This window comes from Salegentibacter salinarum (assembly GCF_900168115.1).
Lineage (GTDB): Bacteria > Bacteroidota > Bacteroidia > Flavobacteriales > Flavobacteriaceae > Salegentibacter > Salegentibacter salinarum.
The window spans coordinates 237,320-258,556 of sequence record NZ_FUZC01000006.1; the positions used below are offsets into that span (position 1 = coordinate 237,320).

Consider the following 21,237-nt stretch of genomic DNA (forward strand, 5'->3'; position numbering starts at 1 on the left):
ATTATGGAACACAACGAGATAGCCGTAGGATTAGATATTGGTACCACAAAAATTGTGGCCATGATTGGACGTAAGAATGAGTATGGAAAGGTGGAGATCGTAGGTATTGGGAAATCCAAAAGCCTTGGTGTGCACCGTGGTGTGGTAAATAATATTACCCAAACTATCCAGTCTATACAACAGGCTATTCAGGAAGCTGAAGCAGATTCAGGATTAAAAATCAGCGATGTAGTGGTCGGTATTGCCGGCCAGCATATAAGAAGCCTTCAGCACAGCGATTACATTACCAGGTCAAACCCCGAAGAGGTTATTGACGCCGATGATATTCACAGCCTTTGTAATCAGGTTCACAAGTTGGTGATGTTGCCGGGCGAGGAGATTATCCATGTTTTACCACAGGAATTCAAGGTAGACGGCCAGGCAGAAATTAAGGAACCTATTGGGATGTATGGCGGAAGATTGGAAGCCAATTTCCACGTAGTGGTTGGCCAGGTTTCTTCCATAAGGAATATTGGAAGATGTGTGAAAAGCGCAGGATTAGAACTTTCTGCAGTGACTTTAGAACCATTAGCTTCAGCTAATGCGGTATTGAGCCAGGAAGAAAAAGAAGCCGGGGTTGCACTTATTGATATAGGTGGCGGGACAACCGATTTAGCCATTTTTAAAGACGGAATAATAAGACATACCGCGGTAATTCCTTTCGGTGGAAATGTGATTACCGAAGACATCAAGGAAGGATGTTCAATTATAGAAAAACAGGCTGAATTGCTTAAAATTAAGTTTGGGTCTGCCTGGCCGGGAGAAAATAAAGACAACGAGATTGTTTCTATCCCCGGTTTACGCGGAAGGGAACCTAAAGAAATTACCTTAAAAAACCTTTCAAAGATAATTCACGCCCGGGTTGTAGAAATTATTGAACAGGTGTACCTGGAAATTAAAAACTACGGCCATGAAGAGCAAAAGAAAAAATTAATTGCCGGAATGGTCTTAACAGGTGGTGGCGCACAGTTGAAACATATAAAACAACTTGCAGAATACATCACCGGGATGGATACCCGAATTGGATATCCTAACGAGCACCTGGCAGGAAATAACGATACCGAAACTACCAGTCCGGTTTACGCAACAGCTGTAGGATTGGTAATGAATAGCCTGGAACATGGTGAAAAGAAGTTTCAGGAAGAAGTAGTGCTAAAAAGCAAAGAAGAAAGAGACCGTGAAGAAGAGGAGTTGAAACAGGATTTTGAGCAAAATCCGCCGGAAGGTGATAATTTAAAACAAGATCCCGAAGCTCCTAAAAGACCGCCCAAAAAGAGCATTTTTGATAAATGGGCAGAGAAGTTTAAAGATTTTTTAGATAACGCAGAGTAAAAGAGAGAACCAGTAAAACAGAATTTATGAGCAGTACAGAATTCGACAACATTGCATTCGATTTGCCGAAGAATCAATCGAACGTCATTAAGGTTATTGGTGTAGGTGGAGGAGGCAGCAATGCCATAAACCACATGTTCCAGTTAGGAATTAAAGGAGTAGATTTCGTGGTGTGCAATACAGATGCACAAGCCCTTGACAATAGCCCCGTTCCTAATAAAATACAGTTAGGTGTAAGCCTAACCGAAGGTTTAGGAGCCGGTGCTAACCCGTTAATTGGGGAGCAGGCAGCCGTAGAAAGTTTTGATGAAATTAAACAAATGCTTGATGTAAATACCAAAATGGTATTTATCACCGCAGGTATGGGAGGTGGTACCGGAACAGGTGCGGCTCCTGTAATTGCGAAACAAGCTAAAGATATGGATATCCTAACGGTTGGGATCGTGACCATTCCTTTTCAGTTTGAAGGGAAAATGAGGAATGAGCAAGCGCAACTGGGGGTAGAAAAACTTAGAAGTCACGTAGATTCTTTAATCGTAATCAATAATAATAAACTTCGGGAAGTGTATGGAAACCTTGGATTTAAAGCCGGGTTCTCTAAAGCCGATGAGGTTTTAGCTACCGCTTCCAGGGGTATTGCTGAAGTTATTACACATCACTATACGCAAAACATTGACCTTAGGGATGCAAAAACCGTATTAAGCAACAGCGGAACTGCGATTATGGGATCGGCCCAGGCCACTGGTGCAACCAGAGCTCAGGATGCTATAAGCAAAGCACTGGATTCTCCTTTATTAAATGATAATAAGATTACCGGTGCCCAAAACGTATTACTGCTAATCGTTTCGGGTGGCGAGGAAATTACTATTGATGAAATTGGAGAAATCAACGATCATATCCAGGCAGAAGCCGGTCACAGCGCCAATATTATTATGGGTGTTGGTGAAGATGAAGCTTTAGATGATGCAATTTCGGTAACAATTATCGCTACGGGGTTTAACGTAGAGCAACAAAATGAAATTGTAAATACTGAAACAAAAAAAATTATCCACACCCTGGAGGATGATCAAAAAGCTGAACAAAAATTAGATCCGAAGAAAAGAGGTTTTTATCCAAAATACAATCAGCAGATTGAAGAACCGAAGCAGGAAGAGGAACCAACCGCACAGGAACCTGATAGTACAATCGTCCATACTTTAGACGATAGTGTAGAGGAAGTAGATGAAGTTGGTAATATCCAGGTGAAAGAAGACGAACTATATAAAACGCCAAAATCAGCGCGGGATATGGAAGTTTCTTATGAAGAAATAAATCCTGATGATTTTATCATTAATGATACTTCAGAAGAAATTAAATCTATGGAAGTGAATGAGCCGGAAGAGGTTCAAAATGATAATGAAGAGCAAATAATGTTCACTTTCGATTTTCCTATTAATCAGGAGAAAAAAGAAGAACCAAAGAAGGAACAACCAAAGCGGGAAGAGCCTAAAGCTCAAACTCAACAGCCAAAACCAGAGCAAAAGGAAGTTAGACATCAGCTTGAAGAAGATGAGTCTAAAAATATTGAAGTAAACGAACCTGTAGAGATCGTACCTGTAACCGAGAGTTCTACTCGCGGTGTGAAGCGTTACAGCCTGGACGATTATATGGAGTTTGAGCAATCTTTAGACAGATCTAAGCCCCAGCCTAAGAAAAAAGAGGAGCCAAAAGATGAGACTATTGCTTTTGAGAAAAAAACGCTAAAACCGGAGCCTCAAACTCCTGAGAAGAAACAGGAAGAAAATGGAGGCGAAGAAGACCCGTTTAATAATCCTATTTCTGAAGTTTTAATAGAGCGCGCAGCCGAGCGCAGGGCGAAAATGAAAGAGTTTAATTACAAGTTTAGAAGTAATGCCGCCCAAATTGATGAAATTGAAAAGCAACCTGCTTACAAAAGGCAGGGAGTAGACCTGGATAAAAATCAACCGGGGGAAGGAAAATTGTCGCGAACTACCTTAGGTAAAGACGATAATGATGATCTTCATTTTAGAAGAAACAATTCCTTTTTACATGATAATGTAGACTAACACCAATCTTTTTTATATTACTGTTCATAAAAAAAGGTGCCTCGCAATGGGCACCTTTTTTGATTTATAAAAACCTCTTATTTATGTTTTCTTCTCGGCTTCAATATCTTCGGTATCCTTTCTTCTTTTTATGAGAGAAATTCCTGAAATAAAGAAAATAAATCCAATAATGGACAGCGCCCACGGGCTTAACATAAGAGCAATACTTCCAAAAATTCCCAGAATTCCCATTACCAGTGCAATAGCACCGCCAACAGTTAAGATAATTCCTAAGACTTTAATCATAACTAAAATGTTTTGGTTAGGAGATTAAAGGTAACCAAATGTTTGAAAATCAAAGCGCGATTAACATTTCTTAAAGAAACGAGCTAAATAGCTAAGGTTCGGCAATCCATTTTTCTATTTCTGAAATTGCTTCAGTTTCATCGCCCCAGCCCTCAATTTCCAAAACCTGGGATTTATCATAATAAGTAAACCAGCTTTCCAGGATCTTAATTACTTCAGGATAATCTGAACTAAAGGTTTTATAATTTTCAATACTAATAATTTGATCATTTAGTTCGGCGGGAATAGCGATAATCTTAAAATCCAATTCATTTTCGTCTATTAGTTTAACTACCGCAATAGGAATAATTTCTACGATGCTACCGGTTTTTTGACTTTCACCAAGTACCAGTACGTCTACCGCATCACCATCCCCTCCTTGCTCGGGATCTGAAAATGTTGAAGGAATAAAACCATAATTTCCGGGATATGGCAGGAAGTTTATAATACGATCTTTTCCATCTCTTTGGTCTACCAAAAACTTCTTTTTGCTCTTATGATATTCAATCTTTTTATTGGTTCCCGCCGGAATTTCAATCACTGCCCGGTAATTTCCGTTGCTTGTTTTTGTTGGCAATTTCCCTAAATCTTCTGGGGTTTTACAAGATGAAAAAATGAGAAATATGCCCAAATAAATAGTGAAGCGGAAAATTTTCATCTTCTAAATTTTAGTCCCAGTAAATCATAAAGTATTTGATTTTGGCCTCATCCGGAATTTGAGAAGCTCTAATCTTGGAATCGGTATCGTACCTTAAATCTGAAGGTAATTCCTTTTTATCTATGGTGATGTAAGCATTAATTTCATCAAGAAAAACCACGGCCGCGTTAAGCGTATTTTCAATTCTGGAAATATTATAATCTTCCATAATATCCTTAAAAGTGCTGGCTGTACTCAAACCGCTTTTGGTTTCATATCGTGGATCAAGAACTCTTATATACCCGATAGTACTGGTAGAATCAAATTCCTGCAGTGGTTCTAAGATCATTAATGGTTGACCTCCTTTTTCAAAAACCTTTATTTCACTGGTAGCTCGAAATTCTTCGGCACCACTTTTTTGTTTTACAAGAGAATCTTCAGAAAAAAGGGAGTCTAACTGGTTAATTTTAATATCCCGGTTAACTGGGCCCACCTGGTTGGCAGTAATTAAAAAAGGATTGTCTTCATCTTTTTGACAGGAGGTTAAACCTAAAGTTAAACCAAGAATAAGTAGCAAAGATTTTTTCATTTTTGAGATTGAATAGTGATGATATTTATTTTAATAATTTGTTGAGTACGCCCATTACGCCTCTTATAAATGTTGCACTGGTAAGCACTTTAATTACTGCTCCCTGAGTTTTATTGGTGGTCTTTCGGGAAGTTTTACTACTGGCTTTTTCCCTTTCTGAAGCTTCAGCTTCAGCCTTTTCTTTAGCTTCTTTAGCTTCGGCTTCCTCAATTTTTTTATTCAGAAGTTCATAAGCGCTCTCACGATCTATTTCTTCGTTATATTTTGGACGTAATTTAGACTGAAAAATAAGTTCTTCAAGTTCGGTATCGGTCAAAATATCCATCCTGCTCCTTGGTGCTCTTAACATGGTGGCAGATAGAGCAGAAGGCCGTCCTTTTTCGTCTAAAGCCGAAACCAGCGCTTCGCCAATACCTAACGAGGTAAGTTGGTTTTTGGTATCGTAATATTCTGAAATAGGATAATTTTCAGCCGATAATTTTATCGCCTTTCGATCTTTAGCGGTAAATGCTCGTAGCGCATGCTGAATTTTTAAACCCAACTGGCCCAATACTTCGGAAGGAACATCGGTAGGATTTTGAGTGACAAAATAAAGGCCTACCCCTTTAGATCGAATTAATTTTACAATACTTTCTATTTGATCCAGCAATGGGCCTGAAGCTTCCTTGAAAATAAGATGAGCTTCATCTATAAATAAAACCAGTTTAGGTTTGTCGCTATCGCCTTCTTCGGGAAAAGTGGTGTAGATCTCTGCGAGTAAACTCAGTATAAAAGTTGAAAACAACTTCGGTTTGTCCTGAATATCGGTAAGTCGCATGATATTTACATAACCCTGGCCGTTTTCGTCTTTTCGGGTAAGATCAGTTACATCAAAAGAGCGTTCTCCAAAAAAACGTTCGGCACCTTGTTGTTCAAGAGCTACAATTTTTCTAAGAATAGCGCCGGTGGAGGCGCTTGAAATTCTTCCGTATTCGTTTTCTATAGTTTCGCGCCCTTCATTGGTGACATATTGAAGCATTTTTTTTAAATCCTTCAAATCTAATAATGGTAATTGATGATCGTCGCAGTATTTAAAAATAATAGCGAGAATCCCTTCCTGGGTTGGGGTAACATCCAAAATTCGAGATAAAAGAATAGGGCCAAATTCACTAAGCGTAGCCCTTAAACGAACGCCATCCTGTTCTGAAATGGTAAGAAATTCAACCGGCGATTTCGAAGCTTCAAACGGAAAACCTATTTTTTGATGTCTTTCGTGTAGAAATTCTTCTCCGGCAGATGGTTTGGCGATCCCACTAAGGTCTCCTTTTACATCCATCAATAAAACCGGAACGCCTTTTTGCGAAAGGTTTTCAGCCAGAATTTGCAGCGTTTTTGATTTACCCGTTCCCGTAGCCCCGGCAATTAGTCCGTGGCGGTTCATAGTCTTTAGCGGAATTTTAACCGCAGCATCTGCAAAAGTTTCCCCATTTAGCATCGCCGCACCCAAATGGATATAATCCCCTTTTGGCTGGTAGGCATTGCGAATATGATCTACAAATTCTTGTGTTTTATCCACGTTTCAAATTTCCTTAAAAATAAGAATTGTTGCGAATAATCGCCGGGTTTCAGTGAATTTACTTTAAAACGAAAAATTATTTCACCGGATTTTCTAAAAGTTCTATGCTTCCCTTTGTGGCATTTATCTTCGCTTTCAATCCGTTAGGTACGGTAATATTATCGTCTATATGGCCAATCATCGCTCCCGAAAAAGCGGGAATATGTAAAGGTTTTATATAATGATCCATCACTTCTTCCATGGTCAGGGAGCCATAACCCGAACCGCCGGGATTGCAGCTAGTACATTTTCCAAAGACAAATCCGCTGATTTTATTCAGAACTCCGCCTAACTGCAACTGACTCATCATTCGGTCTACGGCATAAATTTGTTCGCCTACATCTTCTAAATACAGGATATTGTTTTCCCAGTTTGTAGGGAAATATTCTGATCCCATAATTCCGGTAAGAACCGAAAGATTTCCACCTATTAATCGGCCGGTGGCTTCGCCGGGTTGAATAGTTCTAATGCGGTTTTTAGTTTGGGCCAGGTGATCGCCTTTATCTGTAGGATTTGTAAAAGTGATTTTCTCGTTATCGAATAATAAACGTTTAAAATGATCAAAACTGAAGGTATTCCAGGTAGAAACGGCTAAAGGACCGTGATAAGTTACAAGCCCGGTTTTTTCGAAAATCGCCAGGTGTAGTGCCGTGATATCGCTATATCCAATAAAAATTTTTGGATTGTTCTTTATAGCTTCGTAGTCTAATTTATTTAAAATTCTCGCTGCACCTGATCCTCCTCGAAGCGCCATAACCGCTTGTATGGAATCGTCGCGAAACATATTGTTGAGTTCTTCGGCACGTTCTTCATCGGTTCCCGCAAGGTGCCCGTAGCTACTTTTTACAAACTTGCCGAATTTCACTTTTAAGCCCATCGCCTCAAGGCTTTCTTTAGCAATTAGATAAGGTTCTGTTTCAAAAATCGCGCTGGAAGGGCTTACCACACCAACCGTATCGCCCTCTTCTAATCCCTGTGGAATGATCACTGAATTATTTGAGGGGGCAATTTTATCAATTTCGGTAATATTCGTCAGTGGAAAAGCTAAACTTCCTATTCCTATATTTTGAATGAATTTTCTACGTTGCATTTGTGAAGATTTTAAAGATTTAAAGTTAGTAATTATCACGAATGTTGAGCAGGACTTTTTCCATTTCAGCCTTAAGTACAGGAGTAGGTACAATGTAATTGCTATTCATAAAACTAAAAATCAGGATTTTTCCGCTTTTGGTTTTTAGGTATCCGCTAAGGCTATGATTGTTTTTTAAGGTCCCGGTTTTAGCAAAAACATATGGCTCCTCGGCTTTGTAATAATTCTTTATAGTTCCGGAATGTCCGCCGGTGGGCAGCATATCTAATAATTCTTTTTCGGGTACTTCGGCTTTTATTTTCGTTAGTAATTTTACGATGCTTCGGGGAGTAAAAAGATTGTAGCGTGAAAGCCCGGAGCCATCATACCACATAGGTTCATCGGGAAGATCTTTAAGGTGATTTTTCTTCATATAATCTATGGCGATATCAGATTTAAGTGTGTCAGATAACTTTCCTGCGGCCATTATTAGAATCTGTTCAGCAATAAAATTATCGCTTACTTTCAGCATTTCCTTATATACACTATCGCTGGGAATACTATATCGTGTTTTATCAAGCTTTTTATTTATTTCTGAATTCTGAACCAGGCTAACCGGTTTTTGTAGCGTATCATTTAAAAGTTTCAGGAGAATTTCCGAAGAATATTTAAAAGGTACAGATTGCGAAAAATCTGATTGCTTTTGTTGATTATTAAAGAGGAAGCTATTCTTGACAATATCGCGTCTAAGGCGAGCTGAAACGAGGCTATCTTTTGAACTTACCAGCGAATCTTTAAAAATTGGAGGAGAAACCACGGGAAACTCCTCATTTTTTTCAAATTTAAAACCTACCATATTGCCATAAATAGGAAAGGCAGTCCGCTCTGCCGAGTAGTAGGCATTATAATCGTCCCAGGCCCAGCCGGGCCCCTGATATTTTTCAGTATACGTTGGCGCTACATATGCTAAATGATTTTTATTATTCTTTAAAAATTCAAAAACTGTAGAACTTGGTAAATTTCCATTTAAAAATGTTGGGTCCCCAGTGGCCTTAAAATAAAGGGTATCGTTTTCAATAGCATATTTAAGAGCCGGAATGGAATCACCCAGGATTTTTAGGCCTGCGTAGAATGTAAATAATTTGGTGTTTGAAGCTGGCGTAAAATATTTATCGGCATTGTGGCTATAAATGGTTTTATCCTTTTCAGGATCGACAAGCATAAATCCTGCAAATCCCTGTTTAAAAACCGTAGATTCATTTAAAATTTTATCTAAGGGCTTGCTTATTTTTCGCGTGGTGGAACATGAGGAAAGCGCAATAATAATGAGGAGAAAGAAAGTGTTTTTCACTGATAAATTAAAAGTCGGGTAGATTTTCACAATTATAAAATTTTAAACAGGTTTACTGATTTTTAAAAAATTAGCACAAAGTTAATTTAATTACCAAGAAGTTAATAAAAGTTTAATTTTTAAGTCCACAAATTTGCCCAGTTCTGGCGCTTTTCGGTATATTTAATTTATAATTGAGAAAACTTTAACACAAAAGGAATGAGAAACAAATTAACGATTATGGCCTTGCTGGCATTTTTCCAGATTAGTGGAATGCTGGCTCAGCAAAATGAAGTGACCGGGACGGTTACTGTGGCCAGTGACGGAATGACACTGCCGGGTGTAAATGTCATGGAAAAAGGAACCCGAAACGGTACCGTAACCGATATGGAAGGGAATTATTCTATTGAAGTAGCTGCCGACGCAGTGTTGGTATTTTCTTCTTTGGGTTTTGAGCGCCAGGAGCAAGCGGTGAATGGACGGGATATAATTGATGTAATTATGACTGAAGATCTAGAAGGCTTGGATGAAGTAGTAGTTACAGCACTTGGAATTACAAGGGATAGAAAGTCTCTAGGTTATGCGACCCAGGAAGTTGACGGAGAAAACTTCACACTTACCAACGAGCAAAACGTTCTTGGTTCTCTTTCCGGAAGGGTTGCCGGGGTTCAGGTTACAGGGGCTTCCGGATCAAGTATGGGTGGAACCCAAAAGATAAAAATTCGCGGAATAAATTCCTTGAGCGGAGGAGGTGAACCTTTACTGGTCGTAGATGGAACCCCAATTTCTAATGCAAATTTTGCTGGAAGTTCTGGGGCCGATTACGGTAACCTGGGCCAAGATATAAACCCAAACGATATTGAATCTGTAAACGTATTGAAAGGACCAACCGCTTCTGCTCTATACGGTATTAGAGGGCAATATGGGGTAATCATGATTACCACTAAAGATGGAGGTAAAGGTATAAAGGATACAAGGGTGCAATTAAGTACAAATGTATCTGTAGAAAAAGCTGGTAATTTTATGCCGGTTCAAAATATGTATGGTGCAGGTTCTTCGCAGAGTTTTAGTACCCTACCAAATGGTGACCCTTACGTGGCGCTTGGGGTTGATGAAAGTTGGGGTCCACGAATGGATGGTACCCCTGTAAGACATGCCTGGAGTTTTTATACTCAAGATCCCGGTTATGGGGAATTAGCACCATTTAGTCCGCAGCCTGATAATATTAAAAACTTTTACGAAACGGGTCACAATATAAATAATAACGTGAGCGTAAGTGGGGGAAATGAGAATACTTCCTACAGACTGAGTGTTAACGATACTCGTATTGAGGGGGTTGAGCCAAATACCTACCTAAAAAGAAATAATATTGGTTTAAATACTAGCCTTGATATAAATGATAAAATTACGGTTAATTCTAATGTGAATTATGCACGTAACGATGCGCAAAGACCTCAACAGGGTTCGGAGTATGGAACTGGTTATTTTGTGCAATGGTTTCAGAGAAATGTAGATATGAACAAGCTTGAAAACTATCAGTACTCTGATGGAACTTTTCAACACTGGAATTTGCGTTCCCCAAGTTCAACTACGGGAGAGATTACCAATTTCAATCCTCTTTATTGGAACAACCCATATTTTGAGGCTTATGAGAATACCAACAATGACCGAAGGGATAGGTTTTTTGGGAATATTGGTGTGACTTACCAGGTTTTGCCGGAATTGGAAATTAGCGCAAACGTACGTTCAGATATGTATACCCAGAATATCGAAACCCGAAGAGGGTTTGGGGGAACAGGGGTTCCTGGATATACGGTTGGAAAATACCAGAACACTGAAATGAACTACGAATTGTTAGCTCAGTATAATAAAGAGTTCGGAGACTTTTCAATTAACGGTACATTAGGAGGGAATATTTTTGATAGAAGATATTCTTACGTTTACCAAGGTACGCAAGGTGGCCTAACCACTCCAGGTTTCTACAATATTGATGCTTCCATAGACAGACCTACAACGACTTCCTACCTTTTAAGAAAGCAAATCAGAAGTGGATTTGCCATGGCTTCTGTAGGATACCAAGATACCTATTTTGTAGAAGCGAGCATAAGAAACGATAATTCTTCAACTTTGCCGGAAGAAAATAATTCTTACTGGTACCCATCTTTTTCCGGAAGTATGGTTTTTAGTGAATTTACAGATTGGAAACCCCTTACATTTGGTAAATTGAGAGCAAGTTATGCTCAGGCTGGTTCAGACTTAGCCCCTTACCAAACCAGTAATTTTTATACTGTAGGAACGGTATATAATAATATAAATACCTTATCCGTACCAAACTCTTTACCTAACCCAAACATTCTTCCTTCATTTGCACATTCCTATGAAATAGGGGTAGATCTTAGGTTTTTAAATAACCGCTTAGGACTTGATGTTACCTATTATGAACAAAGAAATAAAGATCAAATAATAGATTTGGATATTTCAGGAGCAACGGGATATAGTTCCAGGGTATTAAATGCAGGTGAAATTACAAACAATGGTATAGAATTATCCCTTACAGGAACTCCTGTTAAAACAGATAACTTTAGGTGGGATGCCACTTTAAATTTAAATAGAAACAGAAGTGAAGTTGTAGAACTTCATCCGGGTATAGATGTATACCAGTACGGTTCAACCACCTATTCATCAGTAAACAGTTATTTAAATTCTTATGAAGGCGAGCCTTTTGGTAGTTTAATAGGTCAAGCTTACCAACGAGATGAAGCTACAGGACAGATTTTGCTGGATGCCAATAATATGCCCTTGTATACTGATGCCACCCATAACTTTGGTAGTGTTTTGCCAGATTTAACAGGTGGTTTTCAAAATAACATTCAATTTGGTAATTTCAACCTTGCCGCTATGATAGATTTCCAAAAAGGAGGACAGTTCTTTAGCCGATCAAAAATGCTGGCAGTAAGAACAGGACAGGATCCAGTAACAGTAGCCACGAATTCTAACGGAGCAAATGTAAGGGATCCGCTTGAAGAAGGTGGGGGAGTTGAAGTTAGTGGAATATCAGCAGACACAGGAGAAGAGGTTACCGCCTTTGTAGATGCACGTTCTTATTATCGTAACGTTGTTGGTAGAAGGATTTATGAAGAATGGCTATACGATGCTTCTTATATTAAATTAAGGGAAGTTAGGTTAGGTTATACTTTTGGTCCTGGAGTGATGGAAAAGCTTCCTTTTGAAGCTGTAAATCTTGCCTTTATCGCACGGAACCCCGCAATGCTTTGGCAGAACGCACCGGAAGGAATAGATCCTTCAGAGATTTCTACCGGTAGTCAGGATATTAGCTGGTACGAATCTGGACAGTTAATTTCGGTAAGGTCTTATGGCTTAAACCTAAATATTACATTTTAAATAAGAAACGATGAAAAGAATATATATAATATTACTCAGCAGTTTATTTATTTGGAGTTGCAACAAGTTTGACGACGAGATAAATACGAACCCAAACCGGCCTAGTGAAGCTTCTGGCACCCAATTAATTGCAAGCGCTCAATTATCTCTTCCAGGATTAAGTTCATCCCCAAAAGGAGCTTTTATGGCACAGTATCTTGCAGAGACCCAGTATGTTGGTCAGTCGCTTTATCCGCAGGAAAGTACAAGTTTTTATTCCTGGTATCAAAGCCCGTTAATTAATTTACAAACGGTTATAGATTCAGAGGAATTGAATGGTAATGATGGCCCTGTAGCAAATCAAAAAGCAGTGGCGAAAATCCTAAAAGCATATTATTTCTGGAATATTACTGATAGGTGGGGGGATGTACCTTATTTTGATGCTCTTCAGGGTGGTGATAATTATACTCCGACATACGATCCTCAGGAGGAAATTTATAATGATCTTTTTTCGGAACTACAAGAAGCGGGTGATATGATTGTTTCAGGAAGTATAAATAATGATATAGTCTATAATGGTGATATGGCGAAATGGGAAAAGTTTGCCAATACCTTACGAATGCTAATGGCCTTAAGGTTATCTGAAGTTGACCCGGATAAAGGAAGTACTGAATTTAATGCAGCAGTTAACGACGGTGTTTTTGAGTCTAATAGTGATAATCTTGTATATCGTCATTTAGCAGACGCCGATAACCAGAGTTACTGGTTTGGACAAGTGGTAAATCAAAATCGGGAATGGTGGGCACTTACTGAAACATTAGTGGAAGAAATGAAACCTGTTGACGACCCACGTTTAGCTGTTTATGGAGAACCAGCTAGAAGTTCAGGGGAATATGTTGGTTTAGAGTTTGGAAAGGAAGAGGTGACCGGTACGGAGACCGAAGAGTATTCTTTATTAGGTTCAGATATTTATGCACAAGATGCTCCCGTTTATCTTGTGACTTACGGGCAGGTATTATTTGCTATGGCTGAAGCTGTAGAACGGGGTTGGATTACAGGAGATGCTGAGGAGTATTATAATATGGCAGTGGAGGCTTCTATAGAACAATGGACCGGAAATACAGATGAAGTGGATGAATTTTTAAATAATCCGGAAATAGCTTTTGATGCAGATAATGCAATTGAAAGTATTTCGAATCAACGTTGGGTACACCTTTACATGTTTGGTTATGAAGCCTGGTCAGAATGGAGAAGAACAGGTTACCCAAATGATTTGGTAGAGCCAAATGGTATGGCAGTTCCAACTCGTCTAAGCTATCCAGATAATGAAGCTTTTAATAATGAAGAAAATTACTACGAAGCCATAGATAGACAATTTGGCGGAGATGATAGTATCTATGGAAATGTGTGGTGGGACGAATAATCGCTGAATATCCATAATAATTTCAAATCTCCCGGCCGGCCCGGGAGATTTTGGTTTAAGTATGTTTTAAAGAAATTCACTTCAAAAGATTTATGCGAACAGTACGGGGAAAAACTAAAAACCTTAATTTTAATCCGGTACCTAAAAATCAATAAAAAATGGGTTTTAAAAATATACGCTTCCTGATATTTCTAATTGGCTTTTTAACTGTTTCAGTAAGCTCAGCGCAGGAAAAAGAACTTTATAAAGAATTATATAGTTCCTATGAAAATTTCAAAGAAAATTCTATTGAAAAACGCCGGTTTACGCAGGCGGAAATTCAACCTTTAATTGAAAAATTTCAGGAAAAAATCAATTTTGAGGTGGTACAAGTTGGAGAATCAATAGAAGGCAGGCCACTTCAGTTAATTTCAATTGGAGAAGGGGACATAGACGTTTTTCTATGGTCACAAATGCACGGCGATGAATCTACGGCTACAATGGCTATTTTCGATATTCTTAATTTCCTGGATTCCGAAGAATTTTCAGAAAAAAAAGAAAGAATGCTGAAGAAGGTAAGACTTCACTTTTTACCCATGCTGAACCCCGATGGCGCACAGCGTTTTCAGCGTAGAAACTTACTGGGGGTAGATATTAATCGCGATGCCGTACGTTTACAGTCGCCTGAAAGTAAAACTTTAAAAAGGGTACGTGATAGCCTAGATGCAGATTTCGGGTTTAACCTGCACGACCAGAGCACTTATTATAATGCAGAAAGAACTCCAAAACCTGCAACTATTTCTTATCTGGCTCCCGCTTACAATTATGAAAAGTCTATTAATGATGTTCGTGGTGCGGCAATGCAGGTAATTGTACAAATGAATAATATTTTACAAGAATACGCCCCGGGACAGGTTGGAAGATATAACGACGATTTTGAGCCGCGTGCTTTTGGAGATAATATTCAAAAATGGGGGACCAGCACTATTTTAATTGAATCTGGCGGTTATCCCAACGATCCTGAAAAACAGGAAATAAGAAAGTTGAATTTTGTTTCTATTCTTGCCGCTGTTTTCTCTATTGCTGAAGAAGATTATAAAAACGCTGATATTTCTAAATATGAAGAAATCCCGAATAACGACAGGAAGCTTTTTGATTTAAAACTTACCGGACTTACTTACGAGTTATTGGGGGAAGATTATATTTTAGATTTCGGAATTAACCGGCGTGAAGTTCAAGACGAAAACCTGGAATATTATTATGATGCCTATATTGCAGATAGGGGAGATCTTTCTACCTTTTATGGCTATGAGGAATTTGATGCTTCAGGATATGAATTAGTGCAGGGAAAAATTTATCCAGAAACTTTTGAAGATTTAGCTGAATTTCAAAGGCAAAATATTTCACAAATACTTCGCGAAGGATACGCTTATGTAGTTTTAAAAGAACTTCCCGAAGAAAATTTTACCGAATTGCCCGTTAATATCGTATCTAAAGATTTTAAAATTTCTGAAAATCTGCAACCTCATTTTTTTCTTCAAAAAGACGAAAATTTAGAATACGCGGTTATTAACGGATTTCTAATAGATCTTTCTAAAGAAAATTTCGGGCTAGAAAATGCGCTTATTTTAGAATAAAAAGTAATTAAGCCTGAAGCACAGCTTAAAAATAAGAGATTACGTATCTTTGCAGGCTATGATTACAGAAGAGACTAAGGCATTGGTAGACGATGGGATTATGCTTCCGTTAATGGAAGAATTTTACACCATCCAGGGGGAAGGATTTCATAAAGGAACAGCCGCTTATTTTATTAGAATTGGAGGTTGCGATGTGGGTTGCCATTGGTGTGACGTTAAAGAAAGTTGGGACCCGTCTATTCATCCACCCACGCATATTGGAGAAATTGTAGAAAAAGCGGTGGCAAGTAGTAAAACCATTGTAATTACAGGCGGGGAACCCTTAACCTGGGATATGACGAGGCTTACCGGTGCGCTTAAAGCAAAAGGTTGCGATATTCATATTGAAACTTCCGGAGCTTATAAATTAACCGGGCAATGGGACTGGATTTGTTTATCGCCCAAGAAAATAAAATTGCCTACCGAAGAAATTTATCCGCTAGCCCACGAGCTGAAAGTGATTATTTTTAATAAACACGATTTTAAATTTGCCGAAGAACAGGCAGAAAAAGTTAGCGAAAATTGCATTTTATATTTGCAACCGGAATGGAGTAACAGGGAAAAAATGATGCCGCTAATTGTAGATTATGTAATGAAAAACCCTAAGTGGAAGGTTTCACTTCAAACCCATAAATATCTTAATATTCCATAGAATTAAATTTCTTCAGAAGTATTACGTCATCCTGAACTTGTTTCAGGATCTAAGTTGATTGAAAACAATAAAAATTCCGAAGTAAATGCGTTGGTAAAACCTAAAATAAGTTCAACTTGACAATTAAAACTTCCAAAATTCCATAAAAAAACGGCTGTTTGAATTACAAACAGCCGTTTTTCATTAATAATCTATATTGATATTATCCCGCCGGTGAGAAAGGCACTTTAATATATTTATCGGCCCAACCCATTAAAAGGTTTGCGCCTGCTTCATCTTCTTTCTGCTCTATAGCCATAGAGAAATTCTCAATTTTCTGGCTGGAATTTCTAACAGGAACTTTAATTCTTACGTAATCTTGCTTATCGGTATATTCATAAGCGCCCCAGGTATGCGTAGATTTATTTAAAATAATAGTCCATTCTTTTTCCTCTGGTATTGTGTAGATGCTGTAGGTACCTGCCTTTACAACTTCGTTACCAATTTCCATGTCTTTGTAAAAAGTAACTTCAGTAGCTTCATTGGCTCCGGTTCTCCATACTTCGCCGTACGGCACCAGCTTTCCAAAAATTTCACGATCCCTGGTTTGAGGACGGCTGTAAATTATACGCATTACAACTTCGTCATTTTGGTCTCGGTGGACTATCATATCCATCGGGCTGGTATCTAACTTTGGAAAATTAGGCCCGTTGGTGCTTTCTGTTTCCTGTGCATTTACGTTCTGGAATCCTAGAAATCCTATTAAACATAGCGTAGTTAAAAGTATTTTCTTCATTGTGTTTGATTTTTAGGGTTAAAGATAGTTTACTGTTATTTCTTAAGGTGTTAAAGATTTATTTAGTTGCTGTTAAAATATTGAATTTTTACAGATGTAAAGTTTGAAAGCTTTTTCACCCCAGTTTGCTTACTTCTGAATTCTAATTTCACAACTAATATTTTCATATTATACCAATATACAGATATGTGTTTATATAATGTAATCTCTGATGCATATTTGTATGGAATTATTAAAGCAAATGTTATGTGTGGAATTTTAGCAGTAATCGGAAAACGATTATCAGAAGAAAAGATCGGCGGGCTATCAAAAAGAATGTCGCACCGTGGTCCAGATGAAAGTGATGTACATGTAACCGAAGAAGGTTATGTACTAAGTCACGAAAGATTGTCTATTGTAGATCTTGAAACCGGAAAACAACCTATCCAGGGAACTTCAACGGCCTGGATGATTCATAACGGGGAGATCTATAATCACCAGGATTTGCGAAATAATGAATTAAAAGACCATACTTTTAGAACAACAGGAGATTCAGAAGTAATTGTTCATTTATATGAAGAATACGGTGTTGATTTCCTTGATAAATTAGATGGTGTGTTTTCTTTTGTAGTGGTAGACGGTAAAGATTTTATCGCTGCAAGAGATCCAATTGGGGTAAAACCGCTCTACTACGGTACAGATGATGAAGGTTCTATCTGGTTTTCCAGTGAAATGAAAACTTTGGTAGATCAATGCAGCAGTTTTGCAGCTTTTCCTCCAGGGCATTATTACACACCGGAAACCGGTTTTGTAGAATATTATACACCAGATTGGTTTGACTATAAGAAAGCAACGAAAGAGTTAGATCTCTCAAAAATACGAGAAAGCTTAATTGAAGCAACCCGAAAAAGGTTAATGGCAGATGTTCCGTTGGGAGTTTTATTAAGCGGAGGTTTGGATTCTTCTTTAACATCTTCTATCGCAGCAAGATTAATGAAAGATAGCGGCCAAAAATTACATTCTTTCTCTATAGGTTTAGATGAAACTGCGCCAGATTTAGTTGCAGCCAGAAAAGTAGCCGAATTTCTTGGCACCGAACATTCTGAATTTCACTTTACCGTAGAAGAAGGTATTGATATCCTGAAAAAACTGGTATGGCATTTAGAAACTTACGATGTAACGTCAATAAGAGCCAGCACGCCAATGTATTTCCTTTCTAAAGGAATTAAAGAAAAAGGCGTAAAAGTAGTTTTAAGCGGGGAAGGCGCCGATGAGATCTTTGGAGGCTACCTTTATTTTAAAAACGCCCCTACGGCTGATGATTTTCAAAAAGAAACTATTAGAAGGGTACAAAGACTTGCCACTGCAGATTGCCTTAGAGCAGATAAATCTACTATGGCTCACGGTCTTGAAGCCAGGGTACCATTTTTAGATAAAGCTTTCTTAAAAACCGCTATGGAAACAGAAGCTGTTCACAAGCTGCCAAAAACCTATGATGGTGTTGAAAAATACATTCTTAGAAAAGCATTCGATACTCCAGAGCAACCATTTTTACCAGATGAGGTTTTATGGAGACAAAAAGAACAATTTAGTGACGGAGTTGGCTATAGCTGGATAGACGAACTTATTGCTTTCGCTTCAGCAAGAGTTACAGATGAGCAAATGGCAACAGCTGCAGAGAAATATCCGTATAATACGCCGGCTACTAAAGAAGCTTATTTCTACAGAGAGATATTCCACAGTCATTTCCCGCAGGAAAACGCTGCAAAAACAGTAAAAAGATGGATTCCGAAATGGCAGGAAGACCTTGATCCAAGTGGAAGAGCAAACACTTCTCACGTGGCAACAAATGCTAAAAAACAACTCGAAGAATTGGCCCAATTATAGAGTAAACAATCGTGTGGTTTGTTATGCCCGAAATACAGCATTAATTTTGCTGTATTTTGGGCTTTTTTTTGCACAAATTGTTAATAACTTAAAACCCTTGTGAAGCTTCTTAGCCTATTAAAAATGTGCGTTTTGTTATATTTGTTCGTTATTCAAAATAGACGAATTTAATTAGCAAAATATATGAGCGAAGAACCCAAAAAACACAGTTATTCGGCCGATAGTATCCAGGCTTTAGAAGGGATGGAGCACGTGCGCCTTAGGCCTTCAATGTATATTGGGGATACCGGTGTAAGAGGTTTGCACCATTTGGTGTACGAGGTGGTAGATAACTCTATAGATGAGGCTATGGCCGGCCATTGTGATACAATTAGAGTAACCATTAACGAAGATGGTTCTGTAACCACAGAGGATAATGGAAGGGGAATCCCAATAGACCTTCACAAAAAGGAAGGCGTTTCTGCCCTGCAGGTGGTAATGACAAAGATTGGTGCCGGGGGTAAATTCGATAAAGATTCTTATAAAGTTTCCGGTGGTTTGCACGGGGTTGGAGTAAGTTGTGTTAACGCACTTTCATCTTCCTTAAAAGCAACGGTTTATAGAGATGGCCAGATTTGGGAACAGGAATATGAGATAGGAAAACCGCTTTATCCCGTAAGACAGGCTGGGGAAACCGATTTAAACGGTACTGTAATTACTTTTAAGCCAGATACCAGTATCTTTCAGCAGACTGTAGATTACAGTTATGAAACTTTATCCAGTAGGATGCGTGAATTGGCATTTTTGAATAAAGGAATTCAAATTACACTTACCGATAAGCGTGAAGTTAATGAAAAAGGAGAATTTCTTTCTGAAAGATTTTATTCTGATGAAGGATTAAAAGAGTTTATAAAATTCCTTGACGGAAATCGTGAGCCAATTATCGCTGATGTAATCGCCATGGAAGGCGAAAAGAACGATATTCCGGTTGAGGTAGCGATGGTTTACAATACCTCGTTTAGTGAAAACCTGCATTCTTACGTAAATAATATTAATACCCACGAGGGGGGTACGCATTTATCTGGTTTTAGACGTGGTTTAACCACTACGCTTAAGAAATATGCCGATGCGTCGGGACTGTTGGATAAACTGAAATTTGAGATCGTAGGAGATGACTTCCGTGAAGGATTAACCGCGATAATTTCAGTAAAAGTTGCCGAACCTCAATTTGAAGGACAAACCAAGACAAAACTTGGAAACAGGGAAGTGACTTCGGCGGTTTCTCAGGCAGTTTCAGAAATGCTTGAAAATTACCTGGAAGAAAACCCGAATGATGCCAAAACCATTATTCAGAAAGTAATTCTTGCTGCCCAGGCCCGGAATGCGGCTAAGAAAGCGCGTGATATGGTTCAGCGTAAAACCGCGATGAGTATTGGTGGTTTACCCGGGAAACTATCGGATTGTTCTGAACAAGATCCTACGCAGAGTGAAGTATTCCTCGTAGAGGGTGACTCGGCAGGCGGTACCGCCAAACAAGGTAGAGATCGTAGATTCCAGGCAATTCTTCCGTTAAGAGGTAAAATTCTGAATGTTGAAAAGGCGATGACGCATCGCGTTTTTGATAACGAGGAGATTAAAAATATTTACACTGCTCTTGGGGTGACTATTGGGACTGAAGAAGATAGTAAAGCCTTAAATACCGATAAGTTAAGATACCATAAAGTAGTGATTATGTGTGATGCCGATGTAGATGGTAGTCACATTGAAACGCTAATTTTGACTTTCTTCTATAGATATATGAAGGAATTGATAGAAGGAGGGCATATTTATATTGCTACGCCGCCTTTATATTTGGTTAAAAAAGGAAGTAGAAAACGCTATGCCTGGAGTGAAGAAGAACGTGACGAAATTGCTGAAAGTTACAGCGGTGGAGTGCAAATTCAACGTTATAAAGGTCTTGGAGAGATGAATGCCGAGCAACTTTGGGATACCACTATGGATCCTGAAAGACGAAAACTAAGGCAGGTGAATATTGATAACAGCGGTGAGGCTGATAGAATTTTCTCTATGTTAATGGGAGATGAGGTACCGCCAAGACGTGAATTTATTGAGAAAAATGCTAAGTATGCAAATATTGACGCATAATTGGTAGCTATATAAAAATGAAACCCGTAAGCGCGCTTACGGGTTTTTTTATGGTGTGCCGTGCATGGCATATCACTTGACGGTGCAAGTCCGTTATGGGGGTTTATAGCTACCTATCATTAGCCAAAGGCAAGGGTGTCCATCGTGAGGTGGAATCTGAAGGAAGCCTGCGGCAAAGTTCCGGTCCGAGGAACACGAACATCATATAAGGCATAGCTGATCTGGATGAGCTTGCCATACAAAGCGAAGTCCTAAAGCTATACGGAGATCAGGGTGTAGATGATGCGGATATATGGAATGAAAGTGATATGTCTTACCGCGGGAGATCTCACAGACATAGGTGAAACAGTGTATGAGCCTATGGTTGAAACAAGATTTATT

At 38.7% G+C, this 21,237-nt stretch carries 15 protein-coding genes; 8 read left to right on the plus strand and 7 right to left on the minus strand.

All coding sequences use genetic code 11. The features are described from left to right. The first annotated feature begins 3 nt into the window (after positions 1 to 3). Together ftsA and ftsZ are read left to right on the plus strand one after the other, a co-directional pair. Complete coding sequence (ftsA, locus tag B5X53_RS09585; protein WP_079713001.1) at positions 4 to 1,371, plus strand: cell division protein FtsA; 1,368 nt, start codon at positions 4 to 6, stop codon at positions 1,369 to 1,371. A gap of 26 nt (positions 1,372 to 1,397) precedes the next feature. Next, complete coding sequence (ftsZ, locus tag B5X53_RS09590; RefSeq protein WP_079713002.1) at positions 1,398 to 3,437, plus strand: cell division protein FtsZ; 2,040 nt, start codon at positions 1,398 to 1,400, stop codon at positions 3,435 to 3,437. A gap of 81 nt (positions 3,438 to 3,518) precedes the next feature. On the opposite strand, the gene B5X53_RS09595 is transcribed toward ftsZ, so the two are convergent. The 6 genes from B5X53_RS09595 to dacB form a co-directional block, all read right to left on the minus strand. Beyond that, on the minus strand, positions 3,519 to 3,722 hold the full coding sequence (locus tag B5X53_RS09595) for a hypothetical protein (protein WP_079713003.1): 204 nt from the start codon (positions 3,720 to 3,722) through the stop codon (positions 3,519 to 3,521). Positions 3,723 to 3,813: 91 nt separating this feature from the next. Next, positions 3,814 to 4,419, minus strand: coding sequence for an inorganic diphosphatase (locus B5X53_RS09600; protein WP_079713004.1), 606 nt, complete (start codon positions 4,417 to 4,419; stop codon positions 3,814 to 3,816). A gap of 10 nt (positions 4,420 to 4,429) precedes the next feature. Continuing rightward, complete coding sequence (locus B5X53_RS09605; protein WP_079713005.1) at positions 4,430 to 4,987, minus strand: hypothetical protein; 558 nt, start codon at positions 4,985 to 4,987, stop codon at positions 4,430 to 4,432. A 25-nt stretch (positions 4,988 to 5,012) separates the two neighbouring features. Then, complete coding sequence (locus tag B5X53_RS09610) at positions 5,013 to 6,542, minus strand: helicase HerA-like domain-containing protein (protein ID WP_079713006.1); 1,530 nt, start codon at positions 6,540 to 6,542, stop codon at positions 5,013 to 5,015. Between the two features lie 76 nt (positions 6,543 to 6,618). Next, positions 6,619 to 7,671 carry a S66 peptidase family protein gene (locus B5X53_RS09615; protein ID WP_079713007.1) on the minus strand — a complete coding sequence of 351 codons (1,053 nt, stop codon included), beginning with the start codon at positions 7,669 to 7,671 and terminating at the stop codon, positions 6,619 to 6,621. Positions 7,672 to 7,696: 25 nt separating this feature from the next. Continuing rightward, positions 7,697 to 9,031 carry a D-alanyl-D-alanine carboxypeptidase/D-alanyl-D-alanine endopeptidase gene (gene dacB / locus B5X53_RS09620; protein ID WP_232764161.1) on the minus strand — a complete coding sequence of 445 codons (1,335 nt, stop codon included), beginning with the start codon at positions 9,029 to 9,031 and terminating at the stop codon, positions 7,697 to 7,699. Positions 9,032 to 9,199: 168 nt separating this feature from the next. Between dacB and B5X53_RS09625 the strand changes: the two genes are divergently transcribed. The 4 genes from B5X53_RS09625 to B5X53_RS09640 all read left to right on the plus strand — a co-directional run bounded on the left by B5X53_RS09625 (position 9,200) and on the right by B5X53_RS09640 (position 16,091). Beyond that, the gene (locus tag B5X53_RS09625; protein WP_079713008.1) at positions 9,200 to 12,382 is read left to right on the plus strand and encodes a SusC/RagA family TonB-linked outer membrane protein; all 3,183 of its coding nucleotides are present in this window, start codon (positions 9,200 to 9,202) and stop codon (positions 12,380 to 12,382) included. Positions 12,383 to 12,392: 10 nt separating this feature from the next. Continuing rightward, positions 12,393 to 13,784 carry a SusD/RagB family nutrient-binding outer membrane lipoprotein gene (locus B5X53_RS09630; RefSeq protein WP_079713009.1) on the plus strand — a complete coding sequence of 464 codons (1,392 nt, stop codon included), beginning with the start codon at positions 12,393 to 12,395 and terminating at the stop codon, positions 13,782 to 13,784. Positions 13,785 to 13,942: 158 nt separating this feature from the next. Further along, on the plus strand, positions 13,943 to 15,400 hold the full coding sequence (locus B5X53_RS09635; protein ID WP_079713010.1) for a M14 family metallopeptidase: 1,458 nt from the start codon (positions 13,943 to 13,945) through the stop codon (positions 15,398 to 15,400). Positions 15,401 to 15,458: 58 nt separating this feature from the next. Continuing rightward, on the plus strand, positions 15,459 to 16,091 hold the full coding sequence (locus B5X53_RS09640; RefSeq protein WP_079713011.1) for a 7-carboxy-7-deazaguanine synthase QueE: 633 nt from the start codon (positions 15,459 to 15,461) through the stop codon (positions 16,089 to 16,091). A 202-nt stretch (positions 16,092 to 16,293) separates the two neighbouring features. Here the strand turns inward: B5X53_RS09640 and B5X53_RS09645 are convergent, their stop codons facing one another. Beyond that, positions 16,294 to 16,866, minus strand: a complete 573-nt coding sequence (locus B5X53_RS09645; RefSeq protein WP_079713012.1) for a DUF2911 domain-containing protein — start codon at positions 16,864 to 16,866, stop codon at positions 16,294 to 16,296. Positions 16,867 to 17,112: 246 nt separating this feature from the next. Here B5X53_RS09645 and asnB point away from each other — a divergent pair, with 246 nt between their 5' ends. Both asnB and gyrB read left to right on the plus strand, forming a co-directional pair. Further along, on the plus strand, positions 17,113 to 18,732 hold the full coding sequence (asnB, locus tag B5X53_RS09650) for an asparagine synthase B (protein WP_079713027.1): 1,620 nt from the start codon (positions 17,113 to 17,115) through the stop codon (positions 18,730 to 18,732). A gap of 183 nt (positions 18,733 to 18,915) precedes the next feature. After that, the gene (gyrB, locus tag B5X53_RS09655) at positions 18,916 to 20,856 is read left to right on the plus strand and encodes a DNA topoisomerase (ATP-hydrolyzing) subunit B (protein ID WP_079713013.1); all 1,941 of its coding nucleotides are present in this window, start codon (positions 18,916 to 18,918) and stop codon (positions 20,854 to 20,856) included. Positions 20,857 to 21,237 lie beyond the last annotated feature (381 nt).